At 52.9% G+C, this 16,772-nt stretch carries 15 protein-coding genes and 1 riboswitch; of the genes, 7 read left to right on the top strand and 8 right to left on the bottom strand.

Features of this window, described 5'->3' with window-relative positions; genetic code table 11:
• Positions 1–8: 8 nt before the first annotated feature.
• The 6 genes from ftsL to ilvI form a co-directional block, all read right to left on the bottom strand.
• On the bottom strand, positions 9–329 hold the full coding sequence (gene ftsL, locus CG67_RS01560; RefSeq protein WP_025901227.1) for a cell division protein FtsL: 321 nt from the start codon (positions 327–329) through the stop codon (positions 9–11).
• Positions 326–1,267: a 16S rRNA (cytosine(1402)-N(4))-methyltransferase RsmH gene (gene rsmH, locus CG67_RS01555; RefSeq protein WP_025901226.1), complete on the bottom strand. Its 942-nt coding sequence runs from the start codon at positions 1,265–1,267 to the stop codon at positions 326–328. Before rsmH ends, ftsL begins: the two co-directional genes overlap by 4 nt.
• A 3-nt stretch (positions 1,268–1,270) precedes the next feature.
• Positions 1,271–1,726: a division/cell wall cluster transcriptional repressor MraZ gene (gene mraZ / locus CG67_RS01550; protein WP_025901225.1), complete on the bottom strand. Its 456-nt coding sequence runs from the start codon at positions 1,724–1,726 to the stop codon at positions 1,271–1,273.
• A gap of 400 nt (positions 1,727–2,126) precedes the next feature.
• On the bottom strand, positions 2,127–3,137 hold the full coding sequence (cra, locus tag CG67_RS01545; protein ID WP_025901224.1) for a catabolite repressor/activator: 1,011 nt from the start codon (positions 3,135–3,137) through the stop codon (positions 2,127–2,129).
• 182 nt (positions 3,138–3,319) lie between these two features.
• Positions 3,320–3,811 (bottom strand): acetolactate synthase small subunit, encoded by a 492-nt coding sequence (ilvN, locus tag CG67_RS01540; RefSeq protein WP_025901223.1) that lies wholly within the window; start codon positions 3,809–3,811, stop codon positions 3,320–3,322.
• Positions 3,811–5,532, bottom strand: coding sequence for an acetolactate synthase 3 large subunit (gene ilvI / locus CG67_RS01535; RefSeq protein WP_029990241.1), 1,722 nt, complete (start codon positions 5,530–5,532; stop codon positions 3,811–3,813). Before ilvI ends, ilvN begins: the two co-directional genes overlap by 1 nt.
• Before the next feature lie 888 nt (positions 5,533–6,420).
• Between ilvI and leuA the strand changes: the two genes are divergently transcribed.
• From leuA to leuD, 4 genes are read left to right on the top strand one after another with little or no spacing between them, the layout of a single operon-like run.
• A complete protein-coding gene (leuA, locus tag CG67_RS01530) occupies positions 6,421–7,986 on the top strand; it encodes a 2-isopropylmalate synthase (protein WP_025901221.1) in 1,566 nt (521 codons plus the stop codon).
• A gap of 2 nt (positions 7,987–7,988) precedes the next feature.
• Positions 7,989–9,080, top strand: a complete 1,092-nt coding sequence (gene leuB / locus CG67_RS01525) for a 3-isopropylmalate dehydrogenase (RefSeq protein ID WP_029990242.1) — start codon at positions 7,989–7,991, stop codon at positions 9,078–9,080.
• A 2-nt stretch (positions 9,081–9,082) separates the two neighbouring features.
• Complete coding sequence (leuC, locus tag CG67_RS01520; protein ID WP_025901219.1) at positions 9,083–10,483, top strand: 3-isopropylmalate dehydratase large subunit; 1,401 nt, start codon at positions 9,083–9,085, stop codon at positions 10,481–10,483.
• Between the two features lie 10 nt (positions 10,484–10,493).
• Positions 10,494–11,099 (top strand): 3-isopropylmalate dehydratase small subunit, encoded by a 606-nt coding sequence (gene leuD / locus CG67_RS01515; protein ID WP_025901218.1) that lies wholly within the window; start codon positions 10,494–10,496, stop codon positions 11,097–11,099.
• Positions 11,100–11,152: 53 nt separating this feature from the next.
• Here leuD and CG67_RS01510 read toward each other — a convergent pair whose 3' ends face one another.
• Positions 11,153–12,340 carry an MFS transporter gene (locus CG67_RS01510; protein WP_025901217.1) on the bottom strand — a complete coding sequence of 396 codons (1,188 nt, stop codon included), beginning with the start codon at positions 12,338–12,340 and terminating at the stop codon, positions 11,153–11,155.
• A 270-nt stretch (positions 12,341–12,610) separates the two neighbouring features.
• Positions 12,611–12,702, top strand: a riboswitch (TPP riboswitch).
• A 44-nt stretch (positions 12,703–12,746) separates the two neighbouring features.
• Here CG67_RS01510 and thiB point away from each other — a divergent pair.
• Genes thiB through thiQ form a run of 3 tightly spaced genes read left to right on the top strand, consistent with a single transcriptional unit; the run spans position 12,747 to position 16,007 of the window.
• A complete protein-coding gene (gene thiB / locus CG67_RS01505) occupies positions 12,747–13,733 on the top strand; it encodes a thiamine ABC transporter substrate binding subunit (protein ID WP_025901216.1) in 987 nt (328 codons plus the stop codon).
• Positions 13,709–15,319 (top strand): thiamine/thiamine pyrophosphate ABC transporter permease ThiP, encoded by a 1,611-nt coding sequence (gene thiP / locus CG67_RS01500; RefSeq protein ID WP_025901215.1) that lies wholly within the window; start codon positions 13,709–13,711, stop codon positions 15,317–15,319. The genes thiB and thiP overlap by 25 nt, the downstream gene beginning before the upstream one ends.
• On the top strand, positions 15,303–16,007 hold the full coding sequence (thiQ, locus tag CG67_RS01495) for a thiamine ABC transporter ATP-binding protein ThiQ (protein WP_025901214.1): 705 nt from the start codon (positions 15,303–15,305) through the stop codon (positions 16,005–16,007). The genes thiP and thiQ overlap by 17 nt, the downstream gene beginning before the upstream one ends.
• Here the strand turns inward: thiQ and CG67_RS01490 are convergent.
• Positions 15,984–16,748, bottom strand: coding sequence for a DedA family protein (locus CG67_RS01490; RefSeq protein ID WP_025901213.1), 765 nt, complete (start codon positions 16,746–16,748; stop codon positions 15,984–15,986). The genes thiQ and CG67_RS01490 overlap by 24 nt on opposite strands.
• Between the last annotated feature and the right edge of the window lie 24 nt (positions 16,749–16,772).

The raw sequence follows: 16,772 nt of genomic DNA, 5'->3' as shown, positions 1-16,772 counted from the left end.
TGGATTCCCTATGGTTGAACCACTATATTTTCCTGTGAAGGATCAACATGTTGCATATGAAGCTTTTCGATAGCCAACCGCTCAACCCGGCTATGATCCCCTAATGCATTCTCCTCCAGGATCAGGTTTCGCCATTCGATATCCAGCGAATCCTGCTCCAGCACCATTTGCTCACGTTGTGCCGTCAGCAGCCGGGTCTTATGCGTAGTGATAACCACCATTATCGCACTGACCAGTACCGCAATAAGCAGTAATAACGGCAGCTTTCCGTGACGCAGCAGATCTCCGCCGATAATACCGGGCAGACTATGGCGCTCGTTCCCTGTCATTCAGCCGTCCTCTGCGCAATGCGTAACACTGAGCTACGCGCACGCGGGTTTTCTTTCACTTCACGTTCTCCCGGGATCAGTTTCCCGAGCGTTTTCAGTTCACGTCCCCCCAGCGATTTTAACTGAGCTTCAGTCAATGGCAGGCCGGAAGGCACCTGAACACCCCGACTCTGATCCCGCATAAAACGCTTTACCAGTCTGTCTTCAAGGGAGTGGAAACTGATAATTGATAACCGTCCTTCCGGGGCCAGTACGCTCAGTGACCCTTTCAGTGCCTGAGTAATTTCCTCAAGTTCACTGTTCACCCAGATACGGATAGCCTGGAAACTGCGGGTCGCCGGATGTTTAAATTTGTCCTTCACCGGAGTGGCATGATAAATCACATCCGCCAGTTCCTTTGTGCGGGTCATTGGCTGCTCGCGGTTACGTTCGACAATGGCTCTGGCAATTCGTTTCGCAAAACGTTCTTCACCGTACGCTTTAAGAACAAAAGCAATATCCTGCTCTTCGGCCTGTAGTAACCAGTCTGCGGCGGACTGTCCGCGCGTCGGGTCCATACGCATATCCAGTGGCCCGTCCCGCATAAAGGAAAATCCGCGTTCGGCATCATCGAGCTGAGGTGAAGAGACCCCTAAATCCAGCAAAATCCCGTTGATTTTCCCGCTCAATCCGAGCGATTCAACGTATTCCTGTAGCCCGGAAAAAGGCCCATGAATAATCGAAAAACGGGGGTCAGTAATTTCGGCGGCTGCTGCAATAGCCTGCGGGTCTCTGTCGATGGCGATTAACCGGCCCTTTTCACCTAATTGTGAAAGGATCAGGCGCGAGTGACCTCCCCGGCCAAAGGTTCCATCAATATAGATGCCTTCCGGCTGAAGGTTGAGTCCGTTAACCGCTTCATCTAAGAGGACGGTCGTATGTTTAAAATTTTCCGACATAGGCTATAACGATAAATCCTGCAATCGCTCAGAGAGTTCCCCCTGAGCCGATTCTGATTCGATATCTTCCCTGATTTGTTGATACCAGGCCGGTTTATCCCACAGCTCAAACTTGTTGAACTGACCGACCAGCATAATTTCTTTCTGTAAACCGGCGTGTTGTCTCAGAGTACTGGCGAGTAAGAGTCGTCCGGCATTATCCATCTGACATTCACTGGCATGCCCCAATAACAACCGCTGAACACGACGTTCTGCCGGGTTCATGGTAGAAAGGCGTGAGAGCTTTCGTTCAATGACTTCCCATTCGGGCAAGGTATAAAGCAGCAGGCAGGGCTGATGGAGGTCAATGGTGCACACCATTTGTCCCTGAGATTCTCCAATCAGTATTTCCCGATAGCGTGTAGGGACAGCTATACGGCCTTTACCGTCAAGATTAACCTGCGTTGCCCCACGAAACATAACTGTCGTTGCCCTCAGTTAACCTGTTTCACCACTTTATCCCACATTTTACCACTGATTGAGTGTACGGAGCGGACGAAATCCTTGTCAAGCGACAACGGTCGCTTAATAACATTATTTCCTGCCGTGAATTCGCTGAAATCCAGAGGTAAAACGAACAAAAAACAGTACAGATAGTATTAACCTGATGAATAATTGAAGAAATTTGAGAAAATGGCGAGGAAGGCTTCAAAAACAGCGGCAAAAAGCAACAAAAGGGTGAACTTCGTACGGCACCCTCATAAATGTTATTTTAAGGAATTTCTTAGGGGAAGCACAGCGTGATCGGCACGATATTTGTAAAATGAAGGATGCGGCAGAAAACCTGGCATTATTCTAAGATCTTCCGCCGCCAGCCGTATTACTGAGGACGACGTCCGAGACGGCCACGCTGATAAAGATTGCGGCGAATACGTGTCAGCCCGGGCTTCGGTTTACAAGGCTCATCAAGACTTGCCAGCACTAATTCCAGTACCCGTTCCGCTACATCACGATGGCGCTGACCTGCCGACAAAACCGGGCATTCCAGAAAATCCAGTAATTCATTATCTCCGAATGTCGCAATTGAGACATGCGCGGGCAAATGGCCGTGCACGCGAAGGCAGGCGTCCATCATCCCCTGTAATAATCCGAAAGAGGTCGTAAATACTGCCGCCGGCATATCATTTTCACTTAAAAAGCGGACAAACGTATCTGCGGCAATACTCCGTTCAAAACTATTACTGTAGATAAACTGAACCCGCCGTTCATCCCCTTCCCAGGCCTGACGAAACCCCTGTTCACGCAGGTAGCTGACAGATAGCTCAGGTAATGCCCCCAGGAAAAGGACATCACTGATCGGTTGTTTACGTAATTCCCGGGCCAGGGAGAAGGCATCGTCCTGGTCAGCACCGACGACGCTGGTGAAATTCTCACGGTCGAGGGCGCGGTCAAGAGCGATAATCGGCAATGATTTCCCCACCCAGTGTTGATAAAAAGGATGTTCCGGGGGCAGTGACGTTGAGACTATCAGGGCATCTATCTGACGTTGCAGCAAATGTTCGATGCAGCGAATTTCGTTATCCGGCTGATCTTCTGAGCAGGCTATCAGTAACTGATAACCGCGTTGTCTGGCCTGACGTTCCAGATAGTTAGCAATACGCGTATAGCTTGTATTTTCCAGATCAGGGATCACCAGCCCGATAGAGCGGGTCCGGCCTGCGCGTAATCCTGCGGCAACGGCATTCGGCTGATAGTTATATTCCCGGACAATAGCCATCACCTTCTCTACCGTTTTTTCACTGACCCGGTATTGTCTGGCTTTGCCATTGATGACATAACTCGCGGTCGTTCGCGACACTCCCGCAAGACGAGCAATTTCATCCAGTTTCACTCTCACCCCATTGCACACGTTGTCCCGCCAGGATAAGCACTCTCAGCGGGATATTCCTTTATCTTCCGTATCTAAGCGCAGATAACCGCCACCGGCAACTTTTTTATTGTAAACCGTGACCATAAAAAAGGCCCGGGTCGCCCGGGCCTGAGGATCATCATGGCAGAGAGTGACGCCTGGCGTTAGCCAATAGTGCGTTCGCCGCGGGAAACGCCCACAACACCGGAACGCACAACTTCGGCAATTTCCGTTACCGCGCGTAATGCGCTCAGACAGGCATCCAGCTTTTCGCTGGTCCCTGTCAGCTGTAACGTATACAAAGTCGCTGTCACATCAATGATTTGGCCGCGGAAGATATCGGCACAACGTTTGACCTCTTCACGCTGCGCACCTTCAGCTTTCACCTTCACCAGCATAATTTCACGCTCAACATGCGGCCCCTGGCCGAGTTCACTGACACGTAAAACATCAACCAGCTTATGCAGTTGTTTCTCGATCTGCTCCAGAACCTTTTCATCACCCACCGTCTGGATAGTCATCCGTGACAGCGTCGGGTCTTCGGTTGGAGCGACGGTCAGGCTCTCAATGTTATAGCCCCGCTGGGAAAACAGGCCAACCACGCGGGATAATGCCCCTGATTCGTTCTCAAGTAATACCGATAAAATACGGCGCATTATTCTGTCCTCTCCGTTTTGCTTAACCACATATCCTTCATCGCTCCCCCGCGTACCAGCATCGGGTAGACATGCTCACTGCCATCGACACGGACATCCAGAAACACCAGCCGGCCACTGGCCACAATCGCCAGGGCCTCTGCCATTTTTTCATCCAGCTCTTCCGGTTTATCAATGACCATCCCCACATGGCCATAGGCCTCTGCCAGACGCACAAAATCAGGTAATGATTCCATATAGGATTGCGAGTGGCGACCGGAATAGATCATATCCTGCCACTGCTTGACCATCCCCAGATAGCCATTGTTGAGATTCAGTATCAGCACCGGCAGATTGTATTGTGAGGCCGTCGACAACTCCTGAATATTCATCTGAATACTGCCATCGCCTGTCACACAGACGACGGTGGCTTCCGGCAGTGCCATTTTCACGCCCAAAGCCGCCGGCAGGCCGAACCCCATAGTGCCCAGACCTCCGGAGTTGATCCAGCGTCGTGGTTTATTAAAGCGGTAATGCAGCGCTGCAAACATCTGATGCTGGCCGACATCAGACGCCACATAAGCCTCGCCGCCGGTCAGACGCCACAGCGCATCAATGGCAGCCTGCGGTTTGATGGTCGGGGAATGTTTGTCAAACGCCAGGCAGTGGCGTGCGCGCCACGTTTCAATCTGTGCCCACCAGTCAGCGTTTTCTGCGTTATCCGCCCCTTCCGCCGGCAGCAATTCCAGCATCTGCTGAAGCACCAGGGCAGCATCACCGACGACAGGAATATCCGCCATCACAGTTTTAGAAATAGAGGTCGGGTCAATATCGATATGGATCACCGTGGCATCCGGACAATATTTTTCCAGATTATTTGTCGTACGATCATCAAAACGAACACCGATAGCAAAAATGACATCTGCGTTATGCATGGTCATGTTCGCTTCATAGGTACCGTGCATGCCCAGCATACCGACACTCTGGCGGTGAGTTCCGGGAAAGGCTCCCAACCCCATCAGCGTGGTCGTCACCGGAATATTAAGCACTTCGGCTAACTGAATCAGCGCTTTTTCAGCGCCCGCGGTGATGACGCCGCCCCCGGCATAGATAACCGGCTTTCTGGCAGCTAATAGCTGCTGTAAAGCTCGTTTAATCTGCCCGCGGTGCCCCTGCGTCGTCGGATTGTAAGAGCGCATAGACACCTGTTCAGGCCACTGATACGAATATTTCGCCGCAGGGTTCAGGATATCTTTCGGCAAATCAATCACTACCGGCCCCGGGCGGCCCGACGATGCCAGCCAGAAGGCTTTTTTGATCACGGCCGGAATCTCTTCGGCTTTATTGACCAGAAAGCTGTGTTTGACGATAGGCCGTGAAATTCCGACCATATCGCACTCCTGGAAGGCATCACTGCCGATCAGTGAAGAGGCAACCTGTCCGGAAAGCACCACCATCGGAATCGAATCCATATACGCCGTCGCAATACCGGTGATCGCATTGGTCGCGCCAGGGCCGGAGGTTACCAGTACAACCCCCGTTTCACCGGTGGCACGGGCCAGTGCATCCGCCATATGTACCGCTGCCTGCTCATGACGCACAAGGATATGGTCAACACCACCAACGGTTTGTAGTGCATCATAAATATCCAGCACTGCCCCTCCGGGATAACCAAATACCTGTTTTACGCCCTGATCGATCAACGATCGGATGACCATCTCGGCCCCTGACAACATCTCCATTCTTTCCTCCAGGTAAACACTGAACTCACGGATACCTATAATTCACCAGCACAACCTTCCGTCAACGACGTAACGCGCAAAACCGCCCCTCAGAACAGGGAAAGGGTTGCTTTATTACGTTTAAACAGCATAGCGGGCATTTTATTATCGGTTTTTGTTGTGGTTAACATAACCGCAGAAACGACCTCAGGCAAACCTCTGCCGGGAGAAGCCAGCGGAAGAGTTAATAAAAGCTCCTGCTATCTGTAACTCAGGGCTCAGAATAATAGCGGATGAGGCAAAGTTATTAGTTAAATATCCTGTATTTTTATTTAATCGCAGAGAGTTATTAAATTTAGCTTTTTTATATTCTCGTGAATGTCAGCGCCCTGTTCGGAATAATTGCCAACAAGCGAAGTCATTTACTGAAAAAACTTAATATTCCGATATATTTCACTAGCTACCCATAAAAACCCCACCTTTTATGCCAGGGTAAAGGTAAAATAAAAACAATAAATATCAATGTATTATGCGGTTATCATCGTTAGAGGCGCCACGCCTTCCAGCCGGTGACTTGTGGAAAGTCCCGTCTGTACATGACAGAGCTCTCTCTGCCGGTAAAAATGCAGAATATTCGTCTTTCTCCCGGAATTTATTCCTGCCCCAATAAGGTTGACATCAGGCAGCGTTTACAGTACCAATATAGGCATACTTTATTTATTGGGTCTGAGCTAATGATTCGTTTTATCCGCCTCGCAGGACTACTACTTCTCGCATTAAATATGCGCGGTAGTGTTGCGGGCGGAATTAATAAATGATTCGGGCCTGAAAACAGAAAAACCCGCGCCGCAGCGCGGGTTTTTTTATACCCGCTGGCCGGTGCCAAAAACACTTAAGGAATCTACGAATATGAGCCAGCAAGTCATTATTTTTGATACAACATTGCGTGATGGTGAACAAGCGTTACAGGCAAGCCTGAGTGTTAAAGAAAAACTGCAAATTGCAATGGCACTGGAACGTATGAAAGTCGATGTGATGGAGGTCGGTTTTCCGGTCTCGTCACCGGGCGATTTTGAATCCGTACAAACCATTGCCAGAACCATTAAAAACAGCCGTGTTTGTGCGCTGGCCCGCTGTGTAGAGAAAGATATTGATGCTGCCGGTGAAGCCTTACGTGTGGCAGAAGCCTTCCGTATCCACACCTTTATCGCCACCTCACCGATGCATATCGCCACAAAATTACGCAGTACGCTGCCGGAGGTGATTGAGCGTGCGGTGCATATGATCAGGCACGCCCGCCGCTATACCGATGATGTGGAATTCTCGTGTGAAGATGGCGGACGGACGCCGATAGACGATTTGTGTCGCGTCGTTGAAGCCGCGATCAATGCCGGCGCCCGCACTATCAATATCCCTGATACCGTCGGTTATACCCTGCCTCATGAATATGCCAATATCATCTCTCAGTTAACCCAACGCGTCCCGAATATCGATAAAGCCATCCTGTCTGTACATACCCATGACGACCTGGGAATGGCGACCGGGAATGCTGTTGCCGCAGTGCAGGCCGGCGCCCGTCAGGTGGAAGGCACACTGAACGGTCTGGGTGAACGTGCCGGTAACTGTGCGCTGGAAGAAGTGATTATGGCGATTAAAACCCGTCAGCAGATCCTGAATGTCACAACCGGTATTAATCATCAGGAGATTTACCGCACCAGCCAGATCGTCAGCCAGATTTGTAACATGCCGATTCCGGCGAACAAAGCGGTTGTGGGTTCCAACGCATTTGCTCACTCTTCAGGTATTCACCAGGATGGCGTACTGAAGAACCGTGAAAACTACGAAATCATGACCCCGGAATCTATCGGTCTGCATCAGGTCCAGCTGAACCTGACCTCCCGTTCAGGCCGTGCCGCGGTTAAGCACCGCATGGAAGAGATGGGCTATAAAGAGACCGACTACAATGCGGAGGCACTATACGATGCCTTCCTGAAACTGGCTGATAAAAAAGGTCAGATTTTTGATTACGACCTGGAAGCACTGGCCTTTATTAACAAACAGAATGAAGAGCACGACCATTTCCGTCTGCAGGATTTCAACGTTCAGTCAGGTTCCAGCATCTCTGCCACCGCATCCGTGAAGCTGGCCTGTGGTGATGAAATCAAAGAAGAAGCCGCGACCGGCAACGGCCCTGTCGATGCCGTTTATCAGGCCATTAACCGCATTACCGGGTATCAGGCTGAACTGGTCAAATACCAGTTATCCGCGAAAGGCCACGGAGAAAATGCTCTGGGTCAGGTAGATATCGTTATCAGCTACAACAACCGTAAATTCCATGGTGTCGGACTGGCTACAGATATCGTGGAGTCGTCGGCGACCGCGATGGTGAATGCCCTGAATAATATCTGGCAGGCGAAGCAGGTTGAAATCGAATTGCAGCGTAAATTTAAGAATGAAGCTAAGGAAACCGTGTAATTATGTCTACATCATTTCACATTGCAGTATTGCCAGGTGACGGCATCGGTCCGGAAGTCATGGCACAGGCCCTGAAAGTAGTGAAGGCTATCCGTGAACGCTTTTCTCTCGATATCACCACCCGTCAGTATGATGTAGGCGGTATTGCCATTGATAATCATGGTCAGCCTCTGCCGCCGGAAACGTTAGCCGGCTGTGAGCAGGCCGATGCGGTCCTGTTTGGTTCGGTAGGCGGCCCGAAATGGCAACACCTGGCCCCGGATGCGCAGCCTGAGCGTGGCGCGCTGTTACCCCTGCGTAAGCATTTCAAACTGTTCAGCAACCTGCGTCCTGCTGCGCTTTATCACGGGCTGGAAGCCTTCTGTCCTCTGCGCAGTGATATTGCCGCCCGCGGGTTCGATATTTTATGCGTCCGCGAATTAACCGGGGGCATCTATTTCGGACAACCCAAAGGCCGTGAAGGCAGCGGTGACGAACTGCGGGCTTTTGATACGGAAGTCTACTACCGCTATGAAATTGAGCGTATTGCCCGGCTGGCTTTCGAGTCTGCGGCGAAACGCCGTAAAAAAGTCACGTCGGTGGATAAATCAAACGTACTGCAATCGTCCATCCTGTGGCGTGAGACTGTGACGGAAATCGCCAAAGAGTACCCGGAAATTGAGCTGGAACATATCTACATCGATAACGCGACAATGCAGCTGATTAAAGACCCGTCGCAGTTTGATGTCCTGTTATGTTCAAACCTGTTCGGTGACATCCTGTCAGATGAATGTGCCATGATCACCGGTTCGATGGGTATGCTGCCCTCCGCCAGCCTGAATGAACAAGGCTTTGGTCTGTACGAACCGGCAGGCGGTTCCGCACCGGATATCGCGGGACAAAATATCGCCAACCCGGTGGCACAGATTTTATCACTGGCACTGCTGTTACGTTACAGCCTGAATGCCGGCGAAGCCGCAGACAGTATTGAGCAAGCCGTTAACCAGGCGCTGGAAGCAGGCTACCGGACACGTGATCTGGCCGGTCAGGGTCCTTCTGTCAGCACCGATGAAATGGGCGACATCATTGCCCGCTTTATCACCGGAGAAAAATAAAAATGAGCAAGACCTTATACCAGAAGTTATTTGATGCACATGTCGTTTATGAAGCCCCTAATGAAACACCGTTACTGTATATCGACCGTCACCTGGTCCATGAAGTGACCTCTCCGCAGGCATTTGATGGCCTGCGGGCACAGGGACGCCAGTTGCGTCAGCCTTCAAAAACGTTCGCCACCATGGATCACAACGTCTCTACAGAGACCCGTGACATTAATGCCTCCGGTGAGATGGCACGTATTCAGATGCAGGAATTAATTAAAAACTGCGAAGAGTTCGGCGTACAGTTATATGACCTGAATCATCCCTTCCAGGGCATTGTGCATGTCATTGGCCCTGAGCAGGGTATGACGCTGCCGGGAATGACCATTGTCTGTGGTGACTCCCATACGGCGACCCACGGCGCGTTCGGTTCGCTGGCCTTTGGTATCGGTACCTCAGAAGTCGAACATGTCATGGCCACCCAGACCCTGAAACAGGGTCGTGCTAAGACCATGAAAATTGAAGTCACCGGAGATGCCGCTCCGGGTATCACTGCAAAAGATATCGTGCTGGCCGTGATCGGTAAAACCGGCAGCGCTGGCGGTACCGGTCATGTCGTCGAGTTCTGTGGTCCGGCAATCGAAGCACTGAGCATGGAAGGCCGGATGACCCTGTGCAACATGGCTATCGAAATGGGAGCCAAAGCAGGCCTGGTCGCGCCGGATGAAACTACCTTTAATTACCTGAAAGGGCGTCAGTTCTCGCCGACAGGAGAGAAATGGGAACAGGCTGTGGCCTACTGGCAGGGCCTGAAATCAGACAGTGATGCCGTTTTTGACTCTGTCGTCACCCTGGATGCCGCCGACATTGCCCCACAGGTCACCTGGGGGACTAACCCGGGCCAGGTGATTGCGATTAACCAGCCGATTCCGGCACCGGAATCCTTCAGCGATCCGGTCGAACGCGCTTCAGCGGAGAAAGCACTGGCTTATATGGGGCTGGATGCGGGAGTCAAACTGACCGACGTTGCCATCGATAAAGTCTTTATCGGTTCCTGTACTAACTCACGTATCGAAGATTTACGGGCAGCGGCCGCGATTGCGAAGGGACGTAAGGTCGCTCCGGGGATCGTTGCCATGGTCGTCCCGGGCTCCGGTCCCGTCAAAGCACAGGCGGAAGAAGAAGGCCTGGACAAAATATTTATCGATGCCGGGTTTGAATGGCGTTTGCCCGGATGTTCCATGTGTCTGGCGATGAATAATGACCGCCTGAACGCCGGTGAGCGTTGTGCCTCGACCAGCAACCGTAACTTCGAAGGTCGTCAGGGTCGTGGCGGACGTACTCACCTGGTCAGCCCGGCAATGGCTGCCGCTGCCGCCGTCACCGGTCGCTTCGCCGACATTCGTGAACTGAATTAAGGAATATTTTATGGCCAGTAAATTTACACAACATACCGGCATTGTTGCCCCGCTGGATGCGGCTAACGTCGATACCGATGCCATTATTCCTAAGCAATTTTTACAGAAAGTGACCCGTACCGGTTTCGGGCAACATCTGTTTAATGACTGGCGTTTTCTGGATGATGCCGGTCAGGTGCCTAACCCGGAATTTGTGCTGAATAAGCCTGAGTTTAAAGGTGCCAGCATTCTGCTGGCTCGTGAAAACTTTGGCTGCGGATCATCACGCGAACATGCCCCCTGGGCGCTGACTGACTTTGGATTCCGTGTGGTGATCGCGCCTTCTTTCGCCGATATTTTTTACGGAAACAGCTTCAACAACCAGCTTTTGCCGGTCACGCTGACCGACGCTGAAGTGGACGAGCTGTTCCGTCTGGTGAAAGCCGAACCGGGCATCGAATTTGTCGTAGACCTGGAGAAACTGGTGATCACTGCCGGTGACAAAGTCTATCCGTTTACTCTGGACAGCTTCCGCCGCCATTGCATGATCAATGGACTGGATAGCATCGGTCTGACCTTGCAGCATGAAGATGCTATTTCCTCGTACGAGTCTGCACAGCCTGCTTTCCTGCGTTAAGTCGCACTGAGCCACAGTTTTAGCACTTCCCCCTCCCCTCCGGAGGGGGTAAATCAGCCCTCAACAGGCTCTTTCACCCGCCATATCAGTACCAATGCCAGCAGGATCAGCCCCGAGGCCAGCCAGTAAATGGCCCGATGCCCCAGCCAGTCACTGAGACTCCCCTGTAATAATCCGGCAAAAATCATCCCGGTCGATACGGAATTGGTAAACATCGTCGTCGCAGCGCCCGCTTTACCCGGCATCAGATCCTGGAACCAGAGCATGACCAGACCGGCAACGATGCCGATAAAAACAGCATTTAATAGCTGTAAAGCCAGCATCGCTCCGCGGGTAGGGAAAATCAGCATGCCCGGGTAAAACAGTGCCCCGGCCATCACCGCCAGCAGTACCAGTGGACGTTTGCCGATCCGTTTAGCCAGTAATCCGGCCAGCAGCATGATCGGTATTTCCAGCCCCGCGGCCGTTCCCATAAAGACACCGGCCATTTTCTCCGGCATCCCGAGGGTTTGACTGATATAGAGCGGCATGTCGATGATATACATCAGATTACAGGTCCACATCAGGACAGAGGCGATAAACAGGCGACGGACATGGCTGTTTTTCCAGCCGGTCACCGCACTACGGGCAATATCCGTCGGGGGGAAAACTTTCGGTACGGAAGGCAGAGTAAAACGTATAAACCCGAGCGCCAGTAAGAATAAACAGGCCGCCACCAGATAGAGCGCAATAAAGCCATAATTCAGGGCCAGCGCAAAAGAAATGGGCGGGCCAATGACCCACGCCAGTGACATCTGGGCACGCATCAGCGAACTGAACATCACCACTTCACGGGAAGTGTGATCCGCATATTCCCGGGCGAGGGCAAAAATCTGAGGCATCACGACAGTGGAAAAGGCCGACAGTATCAGTCCGAGTGTGATCAGCACCCAGTAACTGCGGGTAAAGGCGAAGACAATCGCGTTGCCGAGCGCCATCAGGCAGCAAAGCATCAGTAAATTTCGTCTGTCTCCCTGTTTATCTGACCGTCGGGCCAGCAGGAAGCTGACAATAATTCCCGTCACTGCATTAACAGTAAAAAATGCGCCGACCATAAACGGTTTTGCATGCAGTTCGTGACTAAGAAACAAGCTCAGCGTGGGAGCCTGCAATGCCCCGGCAATACTGACAAAAAAGGTGACCAGCATAAAAAAGATAAATACGGTATTGCCTTTCGCAGGCATCCTTTCAGGGGTTTCCATAAAAACATCCGTATGAGGTGAGACAACAGTGGCGTTAAGGCTCCTGCTCGCGTGAATGCAGGCCCGGTGGATAATCTACACCGGAACGGCCACATTTACCGCAGAATATCTGCGGAGAACCGGAGGTCATAACAAAAATCCGCAGTCCGCGGTCAGCCGGTAAATGCACATATGACTGCCCGCCCTCCCGGAACCCGTATTTTCATCGTAACAGCGCCGCCCGCACATCACTCCGGGCTTCCCCGCCCGGGCAGAATTGCATAGAATAAGCCGTTCTCAACGGGGTGCATGTGAATGCTGAGAGATACCCGTCGAACCTGATCCGGTTAATACCGGCGTAGGGATTTGAGAGTCAGCCCCCTCAGATCCTTTGCGCCTTGCTAAATCACGCCTCAAGGAGCGCAAAGTGTTAAAAAAAATTCTGCCCGTTTTACTGGTTGTCTGCACCCCGGCACTGGCCGCCAAACCTGTGTTAACTGTCTATACCTATGACTCTTTTTCGTCAGACTGGGGCCCCGGCCCGGCGGTAAAAAAAGCCTTTGAAGCTCATTGTGGCTGCGAGCTGAAGTATGTCGCTCTGGGCGATGGTGTGGCTCTGCTCAACCGCCTGCGCATGGAAGGCCGCCACAGCAAAGCCGATGTGGTCGTCGGACTGGATAATAACCTGCTGGATTCTGCAGAAAAAACCGGACTGTTCGCCCCGTCAGACGTCAGCACCGGCCAGCTTACCGTACCGGGCGGCTGGACCAGCAAAACGTTTGTACCTTATGACTATGGCTACTTCGCGTTTGTCTACAATAAGAAAACGCTGAAGAACCCACCCACCAGCCTGAAACAACTGGTTGAGAGCCCTGAAAAATGGCGCGTCATTTATGAAGATCCCCGTACCAGTACACCGGGACTGGGCCTGCTGTTATGGATGCAGAAAGTCTATGGTGATCACGCCCCGGCCGCCTGGAAGAAACTGGCGGCGAAAACAGTGACCGTGACCCGTGGCTGGAGTGAGGCCTACAGCCTGTTCCTGAAAGGTGAAAGTGATCTGGTACTTAGCTACACCACGTCACCGGCGTACCATATCATTGAAGAGCATAATAATAATTATGCCGCCGCGGATTTCAGTGAAGGCCATTATATGGAAGTCGAAGTTGCCGCGCGCCTGAAAAACAGCCCGCAGCCCGCACTGGCAAAAGCGTTTATGCAATTTGTCACGAGTCCGGACTTCCAGAAAACATTGCCGGAAGGCAACTGGATGTACCCGGTCATAAAAATGCCACTGCCTGCCGGCTATCAGCAACTGGTCACTCCGAAAACAGCCCTGCAATATTCCCCTGAACAGGTCGCTGAACACCGTGAAGCCTGGGTGGATGCCTGGCAAAATGCAGTGAGTCAGTAATGCCTCGCTGGCTTATTCCCGGGCTGCTTGCAGCCCTGTTAAGTTGCAGTGTCGCACTGCTGGCACTGCTCAGCCTGTTCTGCAACGCGCCGCAGGTGCACTGGCTGAGTCTGCTTTCCGATCCCTACCTGTGGCACGTCGTCCGCTTCTCGTTTGAACAGGCGACGCTTTCCACTGCCCTCTCTGTACTGCTGGCCATACCCGTGGCCAGAGCACTCTATCGTCGTCGCTTCCCGGGACGACGATGGTTACTTCGCCTGTGTGCCATGACGCTGGTATTGCCGGTACTGGTGGCAGTGTTTGGCATTATCAGTGTCTATGGCCGTGAGGGCTGGCTGGCACAGGCTTGCGCCTGGCTGGGCCTGCCCTATACCTTCTCGCTTTACGGGCTGCATGGCATCTTACTGGCCCATGTCTTTTTTAATCTTCCTCTGGCGGCCCGTCTTCTGTTACAGACCTTTGAACAAATACCCGCCGAACAGCGCCAGCTGGCCGCCCAGCTTAATATGCAGGGACTGAATCTGTTCCGCTGGCTGGAGTGGCCCTGGCTTAAACGCCAGTTGCTGCCGGTGGCTGCACTGATTTTTATGCTCTGCTTTTCAAGCTTCGCCATCGTCCTTGCGCTGGGGGGCGGCCCCCGTGCCACCACGCTTGAACTGGCGATCTATCAGGCCCTGAGCTATGACTTTGACCCGGCCAAAGCCGCCATGCTGGCACTGGTTCAGTTAGGTTTTTGTCTGACACTGGTCGTCCTCAGTCTGCGGCTGAATACCGTCCTGACCGGTAACACCTCACTGATGTCACCCTGGCGCGCCCCGGAGCAACGCTGGCTGGCACGGTTGTCTGACAGTGTGTGGATCCTGCTGGCCCTCCTATTGCTGATCCCCCCGGTGCTGGCGGTGATCATTAACGGAATTAACGGCAATATTCTGCCCTCACTGCAGCAGCCAGCCCTCTGGCAGGCTACGCTGACCTCCGTAAGCATTGCCTTGCGGGCGGGTTTACTCGCCACCGGCCTGACCGTTATGTTGCTATGGAGCAGCCGTGAGCTGCGTTTACGCGAACACCTGTTTCCCGCCAGAGTGCTGGAAACCAGTGGTATGCTGATCCTGGCCATGCCCGGCATTGTGCTGGCCAGCGGCTTCTTTATGTTTTTTAATGCCACGACAGGGATCCCTGACTCGCCCGCACTGATCATTATTGTCACCAATGCCCTGATGGCGATGCCTTACGCTATGAAGATCCTGGATAACCCGATGCGGGATATCGCCCGCGACTATAGCCGGTTATGCCTGTCTCTGGATGTTACCGGCTGGCGGCGACTGCGGTTAATCGAGTATCCGGCGTTAAAACGTCCCCTGGCCCAGGCACTGGCCTTTGCCAGTGTCCTGTCGGTGGGTGATTTCGGCGTTATTTCTCTGTTCGGCAATGATGATTTCCGGACCCTGCCGTTTTATCTGTATCAGCAGATCGGCGCCTACCGGCAGCAGCAGGGTGCCATCACCGCCTTTTTACTGTTACTGGTCTGTTTTATCCTTTTCACACTGATCGAAAAAATAGCAGGAACCCATGCTGACACTGAATGACCTGAGCTACCGTTATCAGTCCCGGACACTAAGCTTTACTTTGCAGGCCGCGAAAGGGGAACGGCTTGCCATCCTCGGCCCAAGCGGCGCCGGTAAAAGTACGCTGCTCAGCCTGATCGCGGGTTTTTTGCCGGTCACCGGGGGAGAGTTATGGATTGACGGGAAAGACTGCACCGGCCTGCCGCCGGCAGAACGTCCGGTCTCGATGCTTTTTCAGGAAAATAATCTGTTCGCGCATCTGAACGTGCAGCAGAACCTGGGGTTAGGTCTGCACCCGGGTCTGCGGCTGAATTCACGTCAGAAACAACAGGTCAGTGATATTCTCCGGCAAACGGGACTGGAAGGCTTAGCTGACCGCTTACCCGGACAGTTATCCGGCGGACAGCGTCAGCGGGTAGCTCTGGCCCGTTGTTTGTTACGCCAGCGCCCCCTATTGCTGCTGGACGAACCCTTTTCGGCCTTAGACCCGCACCTGCGAGAGGAAATGATCACCCTGACGGATCAGCTCTGCCGTGAGCATCACATCACCCTGTTAATGGTCTCCCACCATCAGGAGGACATCCGCCGGATCGCGGACCGGGCCATTGTTATCCGTGACGGACATGTCGTCCGGGAGGTCAATGCCCCTGGCGACGCAGAGATCCCGGGCTTTACTGTCCCGGGATCAGGCAATGAAGACCCGCCATAACAGATGACGGAAGCCCGGCATCATCGGATGGAACTGAAGTGCGACAAATCCGCCAATCGCCAGAATAATCAGTAACGGGGCCAGCCAGCGCAAACGTTCCGTAGATAAAAATCCGGTCGCCGGTTTTTTACTTTTGATAGCGCGGCCCCATCGCCAGCCCGTCCATGCCGCCAGCCAAATCACCACGGCTTCCGCCAGCAACAGCCATTTAAAATCGCTGCTCTGAGCGGTATGCGGTGCATCAATCGCGACGCCGGCCAGTATCCCCGGTAACAGGTACACCGGAGGCCATAACAGGCAGCCGGCAATATTCGGTGGCAGGAACTTCTTCACCGGCAGTTCCAGCATTCCCGCCAGCATCGGGATCAGCGGGCGGGTCGGGCCGACAAAACGGCCGATCAGAATGGTCGCAATACTGTGTTCGTTGAGGGCATGCTCGGTTTTATCCAGCAGTTTCCGATACTTTTGCAGATACTTCCAGCGATGCAGCGGACCTTTAAAACGCCAGCCGATATAAAAAGAAATCCAGTCTCCCAGCAGGCACCCGATAAATCCGGCTCCCCAGGCAGGATACAGCCCGATCTTACCACTGCCGATCAACGCTCCCAGGCTCGCCATCATTACGGTGCCGGGCAGAACTAACCCGACCAGGGCGAGTGACTCAAAAAATGTCACCACCGCGACCGCAAACAGAGCCCACTCCAGCGATTGGGTAAGCAGATGTTGGATCCAGACTTCCATAAAGATTCCTCGAATAAACTGAGC

The sequence above is a fragment of the Tatumella sp. UCD-D_suzukii genome (assembly GCF_000611875.2).
In the GTDB taxonomy this organism is placed as follows: Bacteria; Pseudomonadota; Gammaproteobacteria; order Enterobacterales; family Enterobacteriaceae; genus Tatumella; species Tatumella ptyseos.
The sequence above is the reverse complement of the archived record's forward strand: the minus strand, read 5'-3'. Positions and strand labels throughout refer to the sequence as shown.

Bases quoted from the DNA above. Each gene is read 5' to 3' on its own strand.
- CG67_RS01490 (WP_025901213.1), bottom strand. From the start codon at position 16,748: ATGGAAGTCTGGATCCAACATCTGCTTACCCAATCGCTGGAGTGGGCT.
- ftsL (WP_025901227.1), bottom strand. From the start codon at position 329: ATGACAGGGAACGAGCGCCATAGTCTGCCCGGTATTATCGGCGGAGAT.
- leuA (WP_025901221.1), top strand. From the start codon at position 6,421: ATGAGCCAGCAAGTCATTATTTTTGATACAACATTGCGTGATGGTGAA.
- CG67_RS01510 (WP_025901217.1), bottom strand. From the start codon at position 12,340: ATGGAAACCCCTGAAAGGATGCCTGCGAAAGGCAATACCGTATTTATC.
- ilvN (WP_025901223.1), bottom strand. From the start codon at position 3,811: ATGCGCCGTATTTTATCGGTATTACTTGAGAACGAATCAGGGGCATTA.
- mraZ (WP_025901225.1), bottom strand. From the start codon at position 1,726: ATGTTTCGTGGGGCAACGCAGGTTAATCTTGACGGTAAAGGCCGTATA.
- leuD (WP_025901218.1), top strand. From the start codon at position 10,494: ATGGCCAGTAAATTTACACAACATACCGGCATTGTTGCCCCGCTGGAT.
- leuC (WP_025901219.1), top strand. From the start codon at position 9,083: ATGAGCAAGACCTTATACCAGAAGTTATTTGATGCACATGTCGTTTAT.
- ilvI (WP_029990241.1), bottom strand. From the start codon at position 5,532: ATGGAGATGTTGTCAGGGGCCGAGATGGTCATCCGATCGTTGATCGAT.
- rsmH (WP_025901226.1), bottom strand. From the start codon at position 1,267: ATGTCGGAAAATTTTAAACATACGACCGTCCTCTTAGATGAAGCGGTT.
- thiQ (WP_025901214.1), top strand. From the start codon at position 15,303: ATGCTGACACTGAATGACCTGAGCTACCGTTATCAGTCCCGGACACTA.
- leuB (WP_029990242.1), top strand. From the start codon at position 7,989: ATGTCTACATCATTTCACATTGCAGTATTGCCAGGTGACGGCATCGGT.